Here is a 14,711-nt window from a genome sequence, read left to right as displayed (position 1 = left end):
GTTATTTTGTTTTAAAAGCTTCTATAAGCGTATTTAATTTTAATAATTCTTCTTTTGTAATCGGATATTTTTGACCAATGGAGGTGATATAATCCATTAGTTTTTTTGTATCTGCTTGTGTATTATTAGATTTTGAAGCAAGCCTTTCTATAAAATCAAGCCCTCTATCTGAAGTTTGTAAGAGATATTGCTCTCTTATATATTCCATAAAGTGATTGATTTGATGTATAGCAATACTCTTATGATCTTGTTGTTCATAATACATACCAGCTATTGTTTTTGTAAAGGCAAGTGTCTGGTTAGGGAGTGGCCTTATAATAGGAATTGCTCTTTGCTTACGCTTTCCTTCAAAAAACACCCAAAGGATTATTCCAATAATAAGCATATAACATGCCCATTTTAGATATCTGTTACTAAGCATATAGCGTAAAGAAGAAGTCTGAATAGGTTTTCCAACTTTGTAATGATTGTCCCAAAAAATAGCACCTTCTTCTGGAATGTATTTTAAAGCCCCTTCGGTATATGTATAATTTGAATCATGGAGCATAAAATAATTAGAAAATGCTTCAGGCATAAGATGTATGACAATAGTTCCTTCTTGAAATGCTTGTTTTATAAAATGTACTTTAGGTTCTTCTAAAGAGAGCGTGTCATTACCTTTCTTATAATCATACATTCCCAAAACAATAGTATTCAGGGTGTCTATCTTTTCAAAATATGACGACTGAATGTCTCGATCTAAACGATACGGATTTGTTGTTTTAAGATCGGGATGTGTAAACTCTAGTAATGGTTGTCTTTGTAGATTATTTAATAGGTAGTAAGAATCGATCTTTAACGATAAGGTATCTAGGATAGTATTTCCTATGCCGCGTCCTGCTATATATAGCGTATTACCACGCGCTACCCAATCTAATAATTGTAAGGCCTCCGTGTCATCAAAGGTAACATATTCATTTACAAAAAAGTAGGTGCCTCGCTGATGATTACTGTCTGCTAAAAACTCATAGGGAGGGCGTGATATTTCTTTAAAATCTTGACGACCTCTAGTTTCTTTGAGGGTATTATATAAAACAAAAGTACCATATGGAATTTTGTCTTTAGGAGCATAACTTTTATACCAATTTACAGGATCCTTTTTGCTAGATTCAAAAAAGATAAGTGATGCTATTAATAGTAATAATACACCCGCTAGTATTTTTGCTCTACTACTCATAGTGTATTTGTTAGTGTTATAAATGAAGATTGCGCTTTTTTAAATGAGTTTGCATCTACTTCAAAATTCCCATACCATATGTAATCATATAGATCTGTGATATGCCTAAACTGTTTGCGTATATTTTGATCTTTTACTTCATAAATATATTCGTGATTTGTTTTTTGAACTTGCCAATCGATTAATTCTTTACCACTCATCTTTTGAAGCGATAACAAATAATAATAACGTATGGCGAGTCTATAGTTTCCTGCAGTAATTGCTTTGTCTATAAGTGATTGTAAATCTTCATGCTTTATCAGTTCTTCATCATCAGACATAAAAAGTTGAGGTCCAGAAGCTTTTTTATTAAAGAGTATTTGACCACTATCCATTTTTGAAAAAGCCCAGATTAATAAGATCAATAATATGCCACCAATGATGTAAGGAAGTGCTTTAATAAAGGAAGTTACCGCATTTACAACGTCTTCCTCATCATCAAAAAACCATTCAAAAATAGTACTAAGGACATTACGAAACCATTGCCCAATATTGTTCCAAAGTGTACTTTCTTCAGATACTTCTTCTACATAATTAAAATCGTTATCATCTTGATATTCTTGTATTTTGTTTTTATCAATGGTGACAGGTGATAATGGAGCTGTATCTTTTCGTAATTCTTGAGAGATCTCTGTTTGAATACTATCTTGTATACGTCTCATTACATCAGGAGAAGCTGCATAGATATCTTTCGCGCAAAGCGAAAAGAAAAAAATAAAAAGGCACAAAATGCTATGCTTCATTATAATCTGTTGAAATTAGAATTTGTATTTAATTCATTCCTATCTTCATCTGAAATGCCTATGGAATTTATCCTTTCTAAGGTACCTGTCTGATGCTTGCGCTCATTAATATTATAATACACAAAAGAAGCTCCTATAGGAATAATAACATATAATAAATGCCTGGCTGCGCTCGCAACAGTGGTAAGAATAACAGTAACCATATCTACAGAACCTTCAGTATCTGTATATGATATTTCTTGTAAAGATGTAAATGTTTGAATCCATACATAAATCATTGAAGGTACACTAAAAACAAGAGTAGCAATGCAATAGATAATTCCAATCACAATCATTGTAAAAAGTGTCATCCAATACTCTTCTTTAATTATATCAAATGATTTACCAAGGGCATCAGATACTTTTCTATTTTCAAAAATGTACACAGCAAAGAATATGTATAAAGGAACTGCAAAGTAGATAACAGGTAAAAAACAAACCATAGTGGCAAGTCCTAAAATGAAAGTTTTAGCAATTCCTGCTAATAAGGAACCTCCAATTTTACTGCGTATAGCATGTATAACCTCGGTTTCATTAATCACTCCTTTGTTATCTATATATGATTTTATAGTACATGAAATGCCTGTGAATAGTAATGAATAATAGAAAAGTAAGCTTGCAAAGATAAATATGACACTTATAATCATTGTTATTGATTCAAATTGCCCAAAAGAACCATCAGTTACAATGTACAATGAAGAAAAAGAAATATAAGTATAATACCCTTGAGCGATTACAAATATGACAAATGGAATACCAGCTGTTTTAGCAAGAATTGTAAAAACTGCTTTAGAATTTCTACGTAAAAACTTAAAAGTATCGGCAATAATATCGCCCATTTCCCTTTTACGTTTGAACTCTATATAATTATTAGATGGAATCATTCTTCTTCTAGTGTTGGTGTTTTTGGGGTGTGTATGTAGTTAAGTTGTTGTTTTTTATGTAATTGTCTAGGGTAGATTACATAATAGAAAACAATTAACGCGAGTGATCCTCCTATGATAAGTACTGCTAGCCAATCTGGCATTTCGGTATGTCTTGTTACATATCCTTCTAAGAAACCAGCGATAATAAAAAATGGAATTGTACTGGCTATAATTTTTAAACTGTTTTTTACGCCTTTTATAAAAGATTCTAATCGGGAATATGTTCTTGGAAATAGGATGCCATTTCCTAATACCATACCAGCGCAACCAGCAATGATGATAACAGAGATCTCAATAGTTCCATGTATCCATATCGTTCGAACTGATTCCCACCCTAAATCTTTTGTGAAAAAGAAATACTGAAAACTTCCAAGCATGATCCCAGTTTGCATAATCTTTACAAGACTTCCTATAGAAAATAAAGCTCCTAAAATATAGGTGATCAAAGCAAATCGAATATTATTGATCGTAATCCCTAAAAACATATTGAATTCTCCTTGTTCCTTATAAACTCCCATCGGATCGCCTTTTTCTATGTTTTCTAAGGTCATGTTTACATAACCATCTCCAAGAATAGATCTAACAAAAGCACCGTCATTTGCGGCACTATATGCTCCTATAAGTGTAAATAGCATAAATACTAAAAAAGCAATAAGTAGTTGCTTTTGGTACTGATACATTAATAATGGAAACTCTTTTGTAAAAAAAGTAATAAAACGTTTGCTCGATTCTTTTTTACTTTTATAAATAATTTGATGTGACTGTGAGGCTATGTAATTTAAGTAGCCTAATGTCTTACTACCAGGGTAAAACGTTTGCGCATAACTAAGGTGATCTGTTATTTCTATATAGAGACTGGAGAGTTCATCGGGATGTATTTGACTTTTGTTATTAATAACATTTTCAAACTTCAACCATTTATCCTTATTTTGCTTGATAAAAGCAGCTTCACGCATTTAGTAAAAAAATTAGAAAGTAAAGAAAGAGAATAAATGGATAATTTTCAAATAGAAACAGCTCAAAATGTAAGTATTTTTCAAAATGTTGCAGGAATAGGAGATCGATTACTCGCTTTCTTAATAGATTTTTTGATTTTGGCTGCATATTATATTTTTATATTCATCATTTTTTCAAATGTAGATATAGATAGTCTAGACCCTAGAGACCTATGGACGTATTCATTAATCATAGGATTACCTCCTTTTTTATATCATTTATTCTTTGAGACATTTTGGGATGGGAGAACTCCCGGCAAGGCTGTTGTCAAATTACGTGTTGTAAAATTAGATGGCTCCAAACCTGGCTTTGGTAGCTTTCTTATACGCTGGATGATGCGTACAATAGATATTCTTATTGCTACTGGAGGTATTGCCGTTATTAGTATATTATTAAGTGAGAAAGGACAACGATTAGGAGATCGAGCAGCGAGAACTACTGTCATAAGTGAGAAAAAAAGAGTAAACCTATCTCAAAGTTTGTTAGAGATCATACCAGACGACTATGTGCCTACATATCCACAAGTTACTGTTTTTACAGATCAAGATGTACAGACAATCAAAACAGTGTTTACAGACGCAAAACGTAATAGCAATCATAATGTGATCATCATGCTATCTCAGCGATTAAAAGACAAAATGAATGTAGATCCTGACGAAACAAATATTGAATTTGTAGATCGCGTGATTAAAGATTACAACTATTACACACAGCAATAATGGATGTCATTACGCTTATTGATATTTTAGGAACGATAGCATTTGCTATATCCGGTGTTTTAACAGCAATGAATAAGCGTATGGATGCTTTTGGAATCCTTATTATTGCGTTAATTACTTCTATAGGAGGAGGGACTTTACGAGATGTACTCATAGGTAAAACACCCGTTACTTGGATGCAAGATCAAATATTTCCTACGGTAATCTTTATTACAGCTGTATTTGCTGTAGTATTTAGAAGTAAACTAAAATACTTTAGGCGCTCCTTATTTTTATTTGACACCATTGGGATAGGATTGTATACCATTACAGGAGTACAAGTAAGTTTAGCGTTTGGATTAGATCCTCTTATTTGTGTCATATTAGGAACGGTATCTGCTTGCTTTGGAGGTGTTTTACGTGATATTTTATGTAATGAAATTCCTATTATTTTCCACAAAGAAATATATGCAACAGCTTGTATTGTTGGAGCAGTTATTTATTTACTACTGATTCAATTTGAATTTTCTCAAACAATAGCAATGATTATTTCAGGATCTGTGATTATCAGTATCCGTATTCTTGCAGTCGTTTTTAAATGGAAATTACCAAGACTCTATAAAAAAGAAATACCCTCTTCATAATTAATACGTACGCTTTCGCGAAAGCGAACTTGTGAGGTTCACGATCATCAGGAGAGCGAAACTTTACAACGTATACAGTATCTTTAGAATTAAGTAATTAATATCTATTTTACTATTTAGATGCCTTTTATTTTATAACTTATGATTTATGGACAGTAGGTGCATAAAAAAAGCTCTCTTGGTATAGAGAGCTTTTTTTTCGCTTAATTCAATCAAGTATATTTTGAGTGATTTTTTATAATTCAAGAAGGCTAATTCAAATAATTTATAAAAATCTTTTTCAGCAATTTTTGATTGTTACTATTATAGACGCAATTACTTCGCCAAAATTTCAGTTTGTTAAGAAGATTAACAATTATTTAACCTACCTTAAGCTTATCCGCTTGTTAGTCAATATTTAAAATATAAAATCCCAGAGTTTTCAGACTCTGGGATTTTGTGGTGGACCATTCTTTTAATTAACACTAACCATCAAAACGAATTAAAAGGTGTCTCACCATTTCTAACTAACTTATAATATTTGTTCCTATAATATTGTCTGTTATTTATATAGACGCAATTAATTGCTCAAAGTTTTATTTTAATGTGAGGATTAACAATTATTTAACCCACAACGTCTATATATCATAAAGCTATGTTAGAGAAATAGCTTAAAAAATAAAATCCCAGAGTCCGGAACCCTGGGATTTTGTGGTAGACAGTACTTCTAATTAACACTAACCATCAAAACGAATTAAAAGATGTCTAACCAATAAAGTTAACTTTATACTCTATAGACGACTAATTTTCTATACTGTTACAGTGTTTTAATTTTTTAACTTTGTTTTATGATAATGAAACCTACGCTCGTTCTTGGAGCTTCCCTAAAATCTATTAGATATTCGCATCTTGCGGTACAACGTTTACTAAAATATAATCATCCTGTGATTGCGGTAGGACTGCGATCGGGCACTATAGATGGTCAAGAGGTGATGACGTTTGAGTCCGCTTTCGCGAAAGCGGAAACCCATAAAAATAAAATTGATACGGTTACCTTATACATAGGTCCCAAACACCAACATCAGTACATGGATTATGTGGTATCATTACAACCAAAACGTGTGATCTTTAATCCGGGAACAGAGAATCCTGAGTTTTATCAACTTCTTAAAGAGAATAATATCAGTTTTGAAGTGGCGTGTACGTTAGTTCTTTTGGGTACGAATCAATACTAAACCTAAAAAGGTAAGTGCTCCGTTGAGAATAAGGATAAAGAATCCGAAATCAAATCCTGCATATTCTTTACAGAGATAACTAATCACATAGGCAAGGATAGGAGACGCAATGGCAATTGCAGGAACAATCGCATCTTTTACTTTCCATGAGGTAAAGAGTCCAAAAGCATATAAGCCAAGTAATGGGCCATATGTGTATCCTGCAAAGGTGAAAAGTTTTGCAATGACACTATCATCTGCGATTACGTATTTAAAAATAATGATAACAACTACTAAAATAATAGACATTAGTATGTGAATGCGTTTACGAATGCGTACTTGTGCTTTTGCATCGTGTTTCTTTTCAATGTCTAGTATATCTATACTGAAAGATGTCGTAAGGGAGGTTAATGCACTATCGGCACTAGAATAGGCAGCAGCAATGAGTCCTAATAAGAATACAATTGCTAGACCCACTCCTAAACCACTTTCGACCGCAATAGTTGGAAACAACTGATCTTTATGGGCATCAATACCATTTTGTGTAGCATACACGGTCAATAATACACCTAATACTAAGAACACCATATTTACAATGGTCAATACAATCGTAAACCAAAACACATTCTTTTGAGCATCTTTGAGATTGCGACAGGTTAAATTTTTCTGCATCATATCTTGATCCAATCCTGTCATTACAATGGCAATAAAGGCTCCAGAAAAAAACTGTTTAAAGAAGTAATCGCCACTTTTCCAATCGTCAAAAAAGAAGACTTGCGATAGATCACTATCAGAAACAAAGCTCATAAGCTCTCCTCCCGAAAGTCCCATTTTTTCTGAAACATAGTAAATAGCTACGCCTACAGCGACGAGCATAAATAGGGTTTGGAGTGTATCTGTCCATACAATCGTTTTAATTCCTGCCTTGAATGTATATAACCAGATTAATAAAATAGTAATAGTTACAGTTACCCAAAATGGAACACCTTCATCTCCAAAAAAGGACATTTTATCAAAGACTAAGAGTTGTAATACATTAGCGACGAGATAGAGTCTGAAACTAGCACCTATAATACGACTCAATAAAAAGAAGGAAGCACCTGTTTTATAGGAGGCATTTCCAAATCTGCTTTCTAAGTAGGTGTAAATAGACGTTAAGTTGAGTTTGTAGTAGAGTGGTAGTAGCACCAATCCTATGACGGCATATCCAACGGTATATCCTAATACAACTTGAAAGTAACTAAAGCTCGATGCTTCTATCCAGCCGGGTACTGATATAAAGGTTACACCAGAAAGGGATGCTCCAATCATTCCAAAAGCAACAAGATACCAAGGAGATTGTTTTCCAGCTTTGAAAAAATCTGCATTAGATCCGCTTTTTCCAGTGAGGTAACTAATACCCATCAGTACACCAAAGTAACCAGCAATGAGAAGTAAGATTTGATACGGTTGCATACACTCTAATTTGTTCTATGCTAATATAGGTTTTTTGGGTGTTAACTTTCTAATTAAATAATGGATTAACGTATGTCTTTTCTACTTATAAATACTGTTGCTATAGCTCGTCTGGTTGAATCCAATCGGCATTTCTCACAAAGAAGATATATTGTGCATAGTCTGTTGTTGATGTTCCTTCAATAATATCATAGGCATCCCAAATGGTTATTAATTTCTTCACTTTTGTGCCTCTGGTAGAATTTAAATAGGGTGATCCTTTTGCATTGAGTTTCATTAAACTGATTGTGTTTGATTCAGTGACTTTTTTGTAATCGGCGATTCCTTGAATGTACATAAATAGCCTGTTGTCTTGAGAATATTTGAATCGGGTAAATTTTTTGCCTTTATCCTGCATAAACATAGGTAGGTGATTACTTTCAACAGTTAATCTAGAATCTACATACAAAGCATTCATGCTAATCATTTTTTTATGATATGGCATTGTCGTATCAGTTTTCATTCTTCCTGCAAATGTATACTTATAGGCTTGTAAGGTGTGTGCAAATCCAAAGTTTCCATACACCGTAGGATTGTTTTCTTGATGCTTAGCATAGTATCTCTTAAAGTTTTCATGCATGAATTTATCTCTAGATCTGATTTCTGAAAGATTTGATAGATTAAACTGTACGTCTTTAAGTAACTTCAAGTCTTCTGATTTAAATTCCGATTGTTCTGAAGTTAACATGATATTCAATGTATTTTTTGACCAAGCAATAAGCGCATCGGTATCTACAGGGATTTCTTCATGATATTTTTGAGGTAATTTTTCTTTTAGTAGTTTTCTCACTAAACCAAAGTCATTGACTCTATCTATTCCGATAAGTTCAAATTTTTTGTCATCAGATAATGTAGTGTAGTAAGCTCTCATTTGTTTCCATTTGTTTCTGTACTGTTGAGAGATACTTCCAATGCCTACAGACCATTTGTTAAGTATTTCCTTTAACGTAAGTTCATCAGAGCCTTCTATATATTTTTGCAAATAATACCCTTGTGCGAGATCCATTTCAGCCAAGTAGGTATCTATGTTTATTTTGTCATGTAGTTGTGTAAACATGGCAAAGTCAATTCTTGGCGAAGTAGCAACTTCGTGAACTTCTCCAACCAAAAAGAGTTTGTTGCTATAGAAATCATTGTCTAGAGAATTAAATTGTAAAGAATCGGTCATTTGAACCACTTCGGTATGATCCTTTAGATAGTTTACATATTTTCCAGATGCACAACTCGTAAGAAAAATAATAGTGCTTGCAATAGTCAATAATATACGTGTTTTCATTTGTCTTGTTTTTAAATTCTCAACAAAGAGAAGGGATAAAAACAGCACATAAAAATGAGAGTGACTAAGGTGAAGTTTTTGTGTTGGAATTGTAGTTTTTGGGCTATTTACGTAGTGTTAGGGATGAATTTGATGATGTTTTATTCTAACTATTGATAAGAATAGATGTAGAAAGATTTGTTTTCCTAAAAACAATAGTACGCAAAAGTAACTAGCAATAAATTATAATGTATTAATCGCAGACATTTCTTTCAATGCCACGATTCTAATTCTTTTATAGTCAGCGTACCATTTTCCTTTGATGAGGCATTTTTCTTTTACTTTTTCCTGCACCTCATTCTTAATATCTTCTATGTGTTGTTTGGTAACTCCTATAAAAAAGCGCTCGGCGAACATAGATATCCAATCTTTTATCCCAGAATGCTCATCGGCAAGTTCGGAAGGTCTGTCATAATGTGCTGCCTGAACGACTCTAAAACCGACTGTTTCTAGCTCGGTTGTATATTTTCCAATCGAAGGGAAGTACCATAGATCTAGATGTGATTGTTTTGTGTAACCTCTATCTGCTAAAGAGTTTCGCAATTGGTTCACTATGGTTTGTACATTTCCTTTGCCTCCAAACTCTACAACAATTTTACCATTTGGATTCAAATTTTCATACATACATTGTATAGCATTTTTGTGCTCTTTTACCCAATGAAGCGTAGCGTTTGAAAAAATAGAATCAAATTTTTTATCGAATTTGAAATGACTTGCATCTCCTACTTGAAATTCAATAGAAGGAAATTTTGATTTGGCATCAGCAATCATTTCGGCAGATTGATCTATCCCAATGGTTTCTTTTGCAAATTCATTTATTTGAAATGTCAATTGCCCAGAACCACACCCTAAATCTAAAATTCTTTCGTCCTTTTTGGGATCAAGTAGTTTTATAAGATGTTCTCCATAATGATACACAAATGCATGTTTTTCATTGTAGAGATCTGGCTTCCATTTTGTTGTTGTGTGGGTCATTTTACTGTTTATCTTTTTTAATGGAAATTGTCAAATTTAAAAATTTGGCGGACTTACAATTATGCCTTAACTTCGGTTGAGCAAGTAATTAACTGTGAGTTATATACGTTGTTGTAAAACGTTTTTTCATAACCCAATTATGTCTTTTCTGGCTTTATCTCGCCACGTTTTTCCGTACTTTTTATCCATCAATTCTGCTATCTTTTCATTATACATAATTATGCACTCAAAAGTTGGCGGTTGGCATCCAAAATCAAAATATTCAATTCCATATTTTTTCTCAAAACTATCATCAGCTTTAGTATTCATAATTGGTGCTATTGAACCGAAAAGTAAAAATTGAGCCTTTGAGGTATCCCAATCATTTTGAGCTTTTGTTTTCCAATTGCAATTTGGCTCAATTAGAAAATCTTTATAGGTTATTCCGTTATTAGTTTTAACGATGTATTTTAGAGGCTTTTCGTAACCATAAACTAACAATACTATTTCGTATTCTTTGTTCGGTTCTAAATATTCTATCAGATATGAGCCATCTTCACTTGAATAACTAGTAGGATGTTTTTCTATGTTTGGTTTAATTTCGTAACCAATCCGAATTGGCTCTTTAGTATATTCGGATATCACTTTTCCTCTTATTTCAATTTGTCCGTAACTCATTCCGCAAATCAAAATAAGGGTCAGATTTGTTAGTAATTTCGATATGTTCAATTTTTTCTTCAAATGTTTTATACACCGTGTTGTGGGTAGTTATTTTATGATAGAATATAATAAATCATTATTATCTTCGGTTAACGTTGCTCCTAACTTTTCTATTTCAGAATCATTGTCCAATTGCATAAAAAGTATTAACATATTTATGTAGCAAACATTAAATATTGAATTAAGTTCAGGTTCTGTAAAACCTTTATTCCAGTCTATTTTACTTGATTTCACAGAATAGTTAACTACTTTTTCAGCTAGCAAAATTCCAAATATTTCAACAAATACATCTCTGAATTCGTTGAATAACATATCTTCTTTGTTATTTTCATCTCCAAAAGTCGAGAATATCAGCTCATAACAAACTTTAAAGCCTATTTCATTAGCATCAGTTTGGTTATGATAAAAGGCAACAATCTCTCCAAAAGTCAAATATTTTTTTTGGCTTATTATTGTCTCATTAAAATTAAAATTTTTGGAAAGTATTGCTTTAATATCAGATAATGTACTTTCTATATTATCGAATCTTTTTTCAGAATATGAATATCTTTTTTCACAGATTTCATACCAGATGTCTCTGGCTTCTTTAATGAATTTTCTTTTTGTCTTATTAGCTCCGTATGTTTCGTGACAACTAGGACAAAGTGGCGCTCCATTTTCTAACGTATCAGGACCATTTTCAGCTTGAGGAATTATATGATGAATTTCCACTCCAATATTATGGCAGATACAGCATCTTTGAAGTGCTTTTTTTCTGATTACATATTTTACTTTTTCTGTAAATGCCATTTTTTCTAATTACTCACAACTACTTTATATCATCACCTAAAATACTATAAAAAATATAACATTCACATTTATAGCTATTTTTAGGTATCACGTCATAGTTGTGTAACCGTTATAAACGTTTATGTATGATTACCTGAAGTGCATCAATTGTCAAGAAGTGTAATTGCCTCAAGAGTCGTAAAGACTCCAAAGAAGATAACAGATAATCGTATGCTTTCGCGAAAGCGTAAAAAGAAAATTGTGAAGTGTTTTTTACCTCGCTATAGGTCATGGATCTTTTTGTGTAAACAATTGATTTTCCAAAGTTTAATTTTTATAAACGCAAATGCAGATGGTGTTTATCATTTTATAGGTGTATACATCTAATGTTTATGATGATATAAAGTTCTTAAGAGACTCCAATTGAAATAATGAGCTAGAGATACTAGTAAAGCACCAATAACGGTATTACTAATTTCCCATAACGCTGTAAATTCAAGCCTTCCTACTGCTATTAGAGTAAAACCTAATGAAGCAAAAAGGAGTGGTTTTATTTTATGATGATTTCTTGTGTAGCTAGGCCAAAGAGAAATAAAGACAAATACAATTCCAACAGTGATAAATGACCATTCTATGTATGGATTTTCTAAAAAATATAAATTACTTAATGAAGAAAAAGAAAGTAGTATAGGAATAGTTACGCAATGTATAGCGCATATTAAAGAACTCGTTAATGCGATAATATCTAGAGTATTGTTTTTTATTCTCATGCTATTTATTTCTTTCATTGATATTTTAAAAAGTGTATGTATTAAAACAACATGATGTTATTAATACAACTGAGTTGCAAATATAATTATATGATTTGTTATTGCAACTAAGTTGTAATAAATTTGTAATATGGGAATTGTTAGAAAAACAAAATCTGTTGAAGCGTTATTAAATGAATTTCAAAATAATTCTGGAGCAATATCTGCTATAGAATTAATAAAACGTTTTAACTCACAGTTCAATAAAACAACTGTTTATCGTGTGTTAGATAAGTTAGAAGATGATGGTATTCTTCATTCTTTTCTGGATATAAAAGGTATTAAATGGTATGCAAAATGTAATGGTTGCTCTGCTAATGGTCATTTAGATACCCATCCTCATTTTCAATGTATGGATTGCGGTAATGTTGATTGTTTACCAGTAGAAGTTCATATACCTAAAATATCTAATCGTGAAGTTTTTAGTTCTCAGATCTTACTTCAAGGCATATGCAATAGATGTATTGGTAGCTCCTAATTTTTGATCTTGATCTAAAGTCTATTTTCCCTATTTTTATCACAATGAAAAAAAATCGAACGCTCCTTATTATTGGTCTCTTCTTATTTATTCAAATGATTGTGGTGCGTATCCTCGCATTATTTCCAGATTTTATAGAAACGTATTATAGTAACGGATTGTATCCTATCATTTCAAAAGGGTTTCGATATGTCTTTGGGTGGTTGCCATTTTCGTTTGGCGATGTGATGTATACTGCTTTAATTATGATCATATTGAGAGAGATTATACTTCTATTTAAAAGACGTTTCCGTGCGTGGAAGTCTTTTGCTGTACGCTCACTTGCTATAGCCTCTATTGTATACGGAGCATTTCATTTGTTGTGGGGAATGAATTATTACCGACTTCCGTTACACGAATCCTTAGGAATAGAGAATGAATATACTACGGAAGAATTAGTAGTGCTCACCCAGAAACTCATCGCAAAAAGCAATGCACTTCATCGTCAGCTCGCAGCCAATGATACTCTAAAAGTAACCGTGCCTTTATCACAATCGGAGATTTTTGATCAAACAGTACAGGGATATGCTGCGTTACAATCTCAATTTCCTAAACTAGACTATCCACCTAAAAGTATCAAAGTCTCATTATTGAGTTACCCACTTTCGGTAATGGGCTATAGCGGGTATTTAAATCCGATTACCAACGAAGCACAAATCAATGGTCTTGTACCTAATTATAGGCATGCGGTCATTAGTTGTCATGAGCAAGCACACCAATTGGGATATGCCAAAGAAAATGAAGCTAATTTTATAGGAGTTTTGGCAAGTATTAATAATGAGGATATCTACTTTCAATATGCTGGAAGTATCTTTGCCTTAAGGTATTGCTTCAATGATGTTTTTCGCCGCGATAGCGAGCTAGCAGAAGAATTACGGGATCAAATACATCCGGGTATTTTTAAAAATTATAAAGAAGCTAGGGAATTTTGGGACGAAATGGACAATCCACTAGAGCCTGTGTTTAAATTATTTTATAGTAATTACCTTAAAGCCAATAATCAACCAGCAGGAATTAAAAGCTATAGCTATATGGTGGCTTTATTAGTAAATTATAATAAGTCTTTTCCAGAGGCTATATGAGAATGTATCCTTTTTATTATGAATAATCATACTAAAATATTTGGTGAGGCTTCTACAATCCTAGAAATTAAAAAAAAGGAAATAATTCTTGAAATGGGAGAAGTTGAAAATTATCTTTCTTTCATAATTAAGGGTAGTGTAGTCATTATCACCTATCATAATGGGAATGAAATATGTATTGGGTTTAGTATTGAAAACTCTTTTTTTAGTTCGTATGTTTCATTTTTAACAAGAAAATCGTCGCAGTATCAGGTTGTTGCTTTAGAAGACACTACCATTGAGCGTATTGATTTTGAATCTCTTCAAGTAGGATATTCCCTATCTGCATATCATCAAGAAAAAGGACGAAAAATAGCAGAACAGCTTTATATAAAAGGAAGTCAAAGAGCATTTTCTTTAATTACAAAAACCGCCGAAGAACGGTATCTCGAATTTATTGAGACATATCCAAATCTCTTACAACGAATTCCATTAAAATACGTAGCATCTTATTTAGGAGTAACACCTGTAAGTCTTAGTCGAATAAGAAATAAGATAGCAAAACATTGATTTCTTATC

General features: G+C 32.4%; 16 protein-coding genes. 6 read left to right on the top strand and 10 right to left on the bottom strand.

Translation table 11 applies throughout. The annotated features are described in order from the left end of the window. Position 1: 1 nt before the first annotated feature. Genes Q1A01_RS19425 through Q1A01_RS19410 form a run of 4 tightly spaced genes read right to left on the bottom strand, consistent with a single transcriptional unit; the run spans position 2 to position 3,919 of the window. A complete protein-coding gene (locus Q1A01_RS19425; RefSeq protein WP_299684185.1) occupies positions 2–1,216 on the bottom strand; it encodes a DUF4350 domain-containing protein in 1,215 nt (404 codons plus the stop codon). Next, positions 1,213–1,998, bottom strand: coding sequence for a DUF4129 domain-containing protein (locus tag Q1A01_RS19420; RefSeq protein ID WP_299684183.1), 786 nt, complete (start codon positions 1,996–1,998; stop codon positions 1,213–1,215). Before Q1A01_RS19420 ends, Q1A01_RS19425 begins: the two co-directional genes overlap by 4 nt. Next, a complete protein-coding gene (locus Q1A01_RS19415; RefSeq protein WP_299684181.1) occupies positions 1,998–2,921 on the bottom strand; it encodes a hypothetical protein in 924 nt (307 codons plus the stop codon). Before Q1A01_RS19415 ends, Q1A01_RS19420 begins: the two co-directional genes overlap by 1 nt. Continuing rightward, on the bottom strand, positions 2,918–3,919 hold the full coding sequence (locus Q1A01_RS19410; RefSeq protein ID WP_299684179.1) for a stage II sporulation protein M: 1,002 nt from the start codon (positions 3,917–3,919) through the stop codon (positions 2,918–2,920). Before Q1A01_RS19410 ends, Q1A01_RS19415 begins: the two co-directional genes overlap by 4 nt. A gap of 36 nt (positions 3,920–3,955) precedes the next feature. Here Q1A01_RS19410 and Q1A01_RS19405 point away from each other — a divergent pair, with 36 nt between their 5' ends. The 3 genes from Q1A01_RS19405 (at position 3,956) to Q1A01_RS19395 (ending at position 6,515) form a co-directional block, all read left to right on the top strand. Then, positions 3,956–4,678: an RDD family protein gene (locus tag Q1A01_RS19405; RefSeq protein WP_299684177.1), complete on the top strand. Its 723-nt coding sequence runs from the start codon at positions 3,956–3,958 to the stop codon at positions 4,676–4,678. Beyond that, positions 4,678–5,301, top strand: coding sequence for a trimeric intracellular cation channel family protein (locus tag Q1A01_RS19400; RefSeq protein WP_299684175.1), 624 nt, complete (start codon positions 4,678–4,680; stop codon positions 5,299–5,301). Before Q1A01_RS19405 ends, Q1A01_RS19400 begins: the two co-directional genes overlap by 1 nt. Before the next feature lie 830 nt (positions 5,302–6,131). Next, positions 6,132–6,515, top strand: a complete 384-nt coding sequence (locus Q1A01_RS19395) for a CoA-binding protein (RefSeq protein ID WP_299684245.1) — start codon at positions 6,132–6,134, stop codon at positions 6,513–6,515. Here the strand turns inward: Q1A01_RS19395 and Q1A01_RS19390 are convergent. The 6 genes from Q1A01_RS19390 to Q1A01_RS19365 all read right to left on the bottom strand — a co-directional run bounded on the left by Q1A01_RS19390 (position 6,486) and on the right by Q1A01_RS19365 (position 12,515). After that, entirely contained in the window at positions 6,486–7,949 is a 1,464-nt protein-coding gene (locus tag Q1A01_RS19390; RefSeq protein WP_299684173.1) for a sodium:solute symporter, read from the bottom strand. The two genes, Q1A01_RS19395 and Q1A01_RS19390, sit on opposite strands and share 30 nt — an antisense overlap. 100 nt (positions 7,950–8,049) lie before the next feature. Next, entirely contained in the window at positions 8,050–9,264 is a 1,215-nt protein-coding gene (locus tag Q1A01_RS19385; protein ID WP_299684171.1) for a hypothetical protein, read from the bottom strand. A 222-nt stretch (positions 9,265–9,486) separates the two neighbouring features. Beyond that, positions 9,487–10,278 (bottom strand): methyltransferase domain-containing protein, encoded by a 792-nt coding sequence (locus tag Q1A01_RS19380; protein ID WP_299684169.1) that lies wholly within the window; start codon positions 10,276–10,278, stop codon positions 9,487–9,489. Between the two features lie 126 nt (positions 10,279–10,404). Next, positions 10,405–10,998, bottom strand: a complete 594-nt coding sequence (locus Q1A01_RS19375) for a hypothetical protein (protein WP_299684167.1) — start codon at positions 10,996–10,998, stop codon at positions 10,405–10,407. A 27-nt stretch (positions 10,999–11,025) separates the two neighbouring features. Then, a complete protein-coding gene (locus tag Q1A01_RS19370) occupies positions 11,026–11,766 on the bottom strand; it encodes an HNH endonuclease signature motif containing protein (RefSeq protein WP_299684165.1) in 741 nt (246 codons plus the stop codon). Positions 11,767–12,128: 362 nt separating this feature from the next. Continuing rightward, complete coding sequence (locus Q1A01_RS19365; protein WP_299684163.1) at positions 12,129–12,515, bottom strand: MerC domain-containing protein; 387 nt, start codon at positions 12,513–12,515, stop codon at positions 12,129–12,131. A gap of 130 nt (positions 12,516–12,645) precedes the next feature. Here Q1A01_RS19365 and Q1A01_RS19360 point away from each other — a divergent pair, with 130 nt between their 5' ends. From Q1A01_RS19360 to Q1A01_RS19350, 3 genes are read left to right on the top strand one after another with little or no spacing between them, the layout of a single operon-like run. Then, positions 12,646–13,032 (top strand): transcriptional repressor, encoded by a 387-nt coding sequence (locus Q1A01_RS19360; protein WP_299684161.1) that lies wholly within the window; start codon positions 12,646–12,648, stop codon positions 13,030–13,032. A gap of 44 nt (positions 13,033–13,076) precedes the next feature. Then, entirely contained in the window at positions 13,077–14,153 is a 1,077-nt protein-coding gene (locus Q1A01_RS19355) for a DUF3810 domain-containing protein (RefSeq protein WP_299684159.1), read from the top strand. Between the two features lie 18 nt (positions 14,154–14,171). Then, a complete protein-coding gene (locus tag Q1A01_RS19350) occupies positions 14,172–14,702 on the top strand; it encodes a Crp/Fnr family transcriptional regulator (protein ID WP_299684157.1) in 531 nt (176 codons plus the stop codon). Positions 14,703–14,711: the final 9 nt, after the last annotated feature.

This window comes from uncultured Dokdonia sp. (genome assembly GCF_947492815.1).
GTDB lineage: Bacteria > Bacteroidota > Bacteroidia > Flavobacteriales > Flavobacteriaceae > Dokdonia.
The sequence above is the reverse complement of the archived record's forward strand: the minus strand, read 5'-3'. Positions and strand labels throughout refer to the sequence as shown.

Excerpts from the sequence above, each read along its gene's own strand:
- Q1A01_RS19425 (WP_299684185.1), bottom strand. The coding sequence starts at position 1,216 with ATGAGTAGTAGAGCAAAAATACTAGCGGGTGTATTATTACTATTAATA.
- Q1A01_RS19420 (WP_299684183.1), bottom strand. The coding sequence starts at position 1,998 with ATGAAGCATAGCATTTTGTGCCTTTTTATTTTTTTCTTTTCGCTTTGC.
- Q1A01_RS19415 (WP_299684181.1), bottom strand. The coding sequence starts at position 2,921 with ATGATTCCATCTAATAATTATATAGAGTTCAAACGTAAAAGGGAAATG.
- Q1A01_RS19410 (WP_299684179.1), bottom strand. The coding sequence starts at position 3,919 with ATGCGTGAAGCTGCTTTTATCAAGCAAAATAAGGATAAATGGTTGAAG.
- Q1A01_RS19405 (WP_299684177.1), top strand. The coding sequence starts at position 3,956 with ATGGATAATTTTCAAATAGAAACAGCTCAAAATGTAAGTATTTTTCAA.
- Q1A01_RS19400 (WP_299684175.1), top strand. The coding sequence starts at position 4,678 with ATGGATGTCATTACGCTTATTGATATTTTAGGAACGATAGCATTTGCT.
- Q1A01_RS19390 (WP_299684173.1), bottom strand. The coding sequence starts at position 7,949 with ATGCAACCGTATCAAATCTTACTTCTCATTGCTGGTTACTTTGGTGTA.
- Q1A01_RS19385 (WP_299684171.1), bottom strand. The coding sequence starts at position 9,264 with ATGAAAACACGTATATTATTGACTATTGCAAGCACTATTATTTTTCTT.
- Q1A01_RS19380 (WP_299684169.1), bottom strand. The coding sequence starts at position 10,278 with ATGACCCACACAACAACAAAATGGAAGCCAGATCTCTACAATGAAAAA.
- Q1A01_RS19370 (WP_299684165.1), bottom strand. The coding sequence starts at position 11,766 with ATGGCATTTACAGAAAAAGTAAAATATGTAATCAGAAAAAAAGCACTT.
- Q1A01_RS19365 (WP_299684163.1), bottom strand. The coding sequence starts at position 12,515 with ATGAGAATAAAAAACAATACTCTAGATATTATCGCATTAACGAGTTCT.
- Q1A01_RS19360 (WP_299684161.1), top strand. The coding sequence starts at position 12,646 with ATGGGAATTGTTAGAAAAACAAAATCTGTTGAAGCGTTATTAAATGAA.
- Q1A01_RS19355 (WP_299684159.1), top strand. The coding sequence starts at position 13,077 with ATGAAAAAAAATCGAACGCTCCTTATTATTGGTCTCTTCTTATTTATT.
- Q1A01_RS19350 (WP_299684157.1), top strand. The coding sequence starts at position 14,172 with ATGAATAATCATACTAAAATATTTGGTGAGGCTTCTACAATCCTAGAA.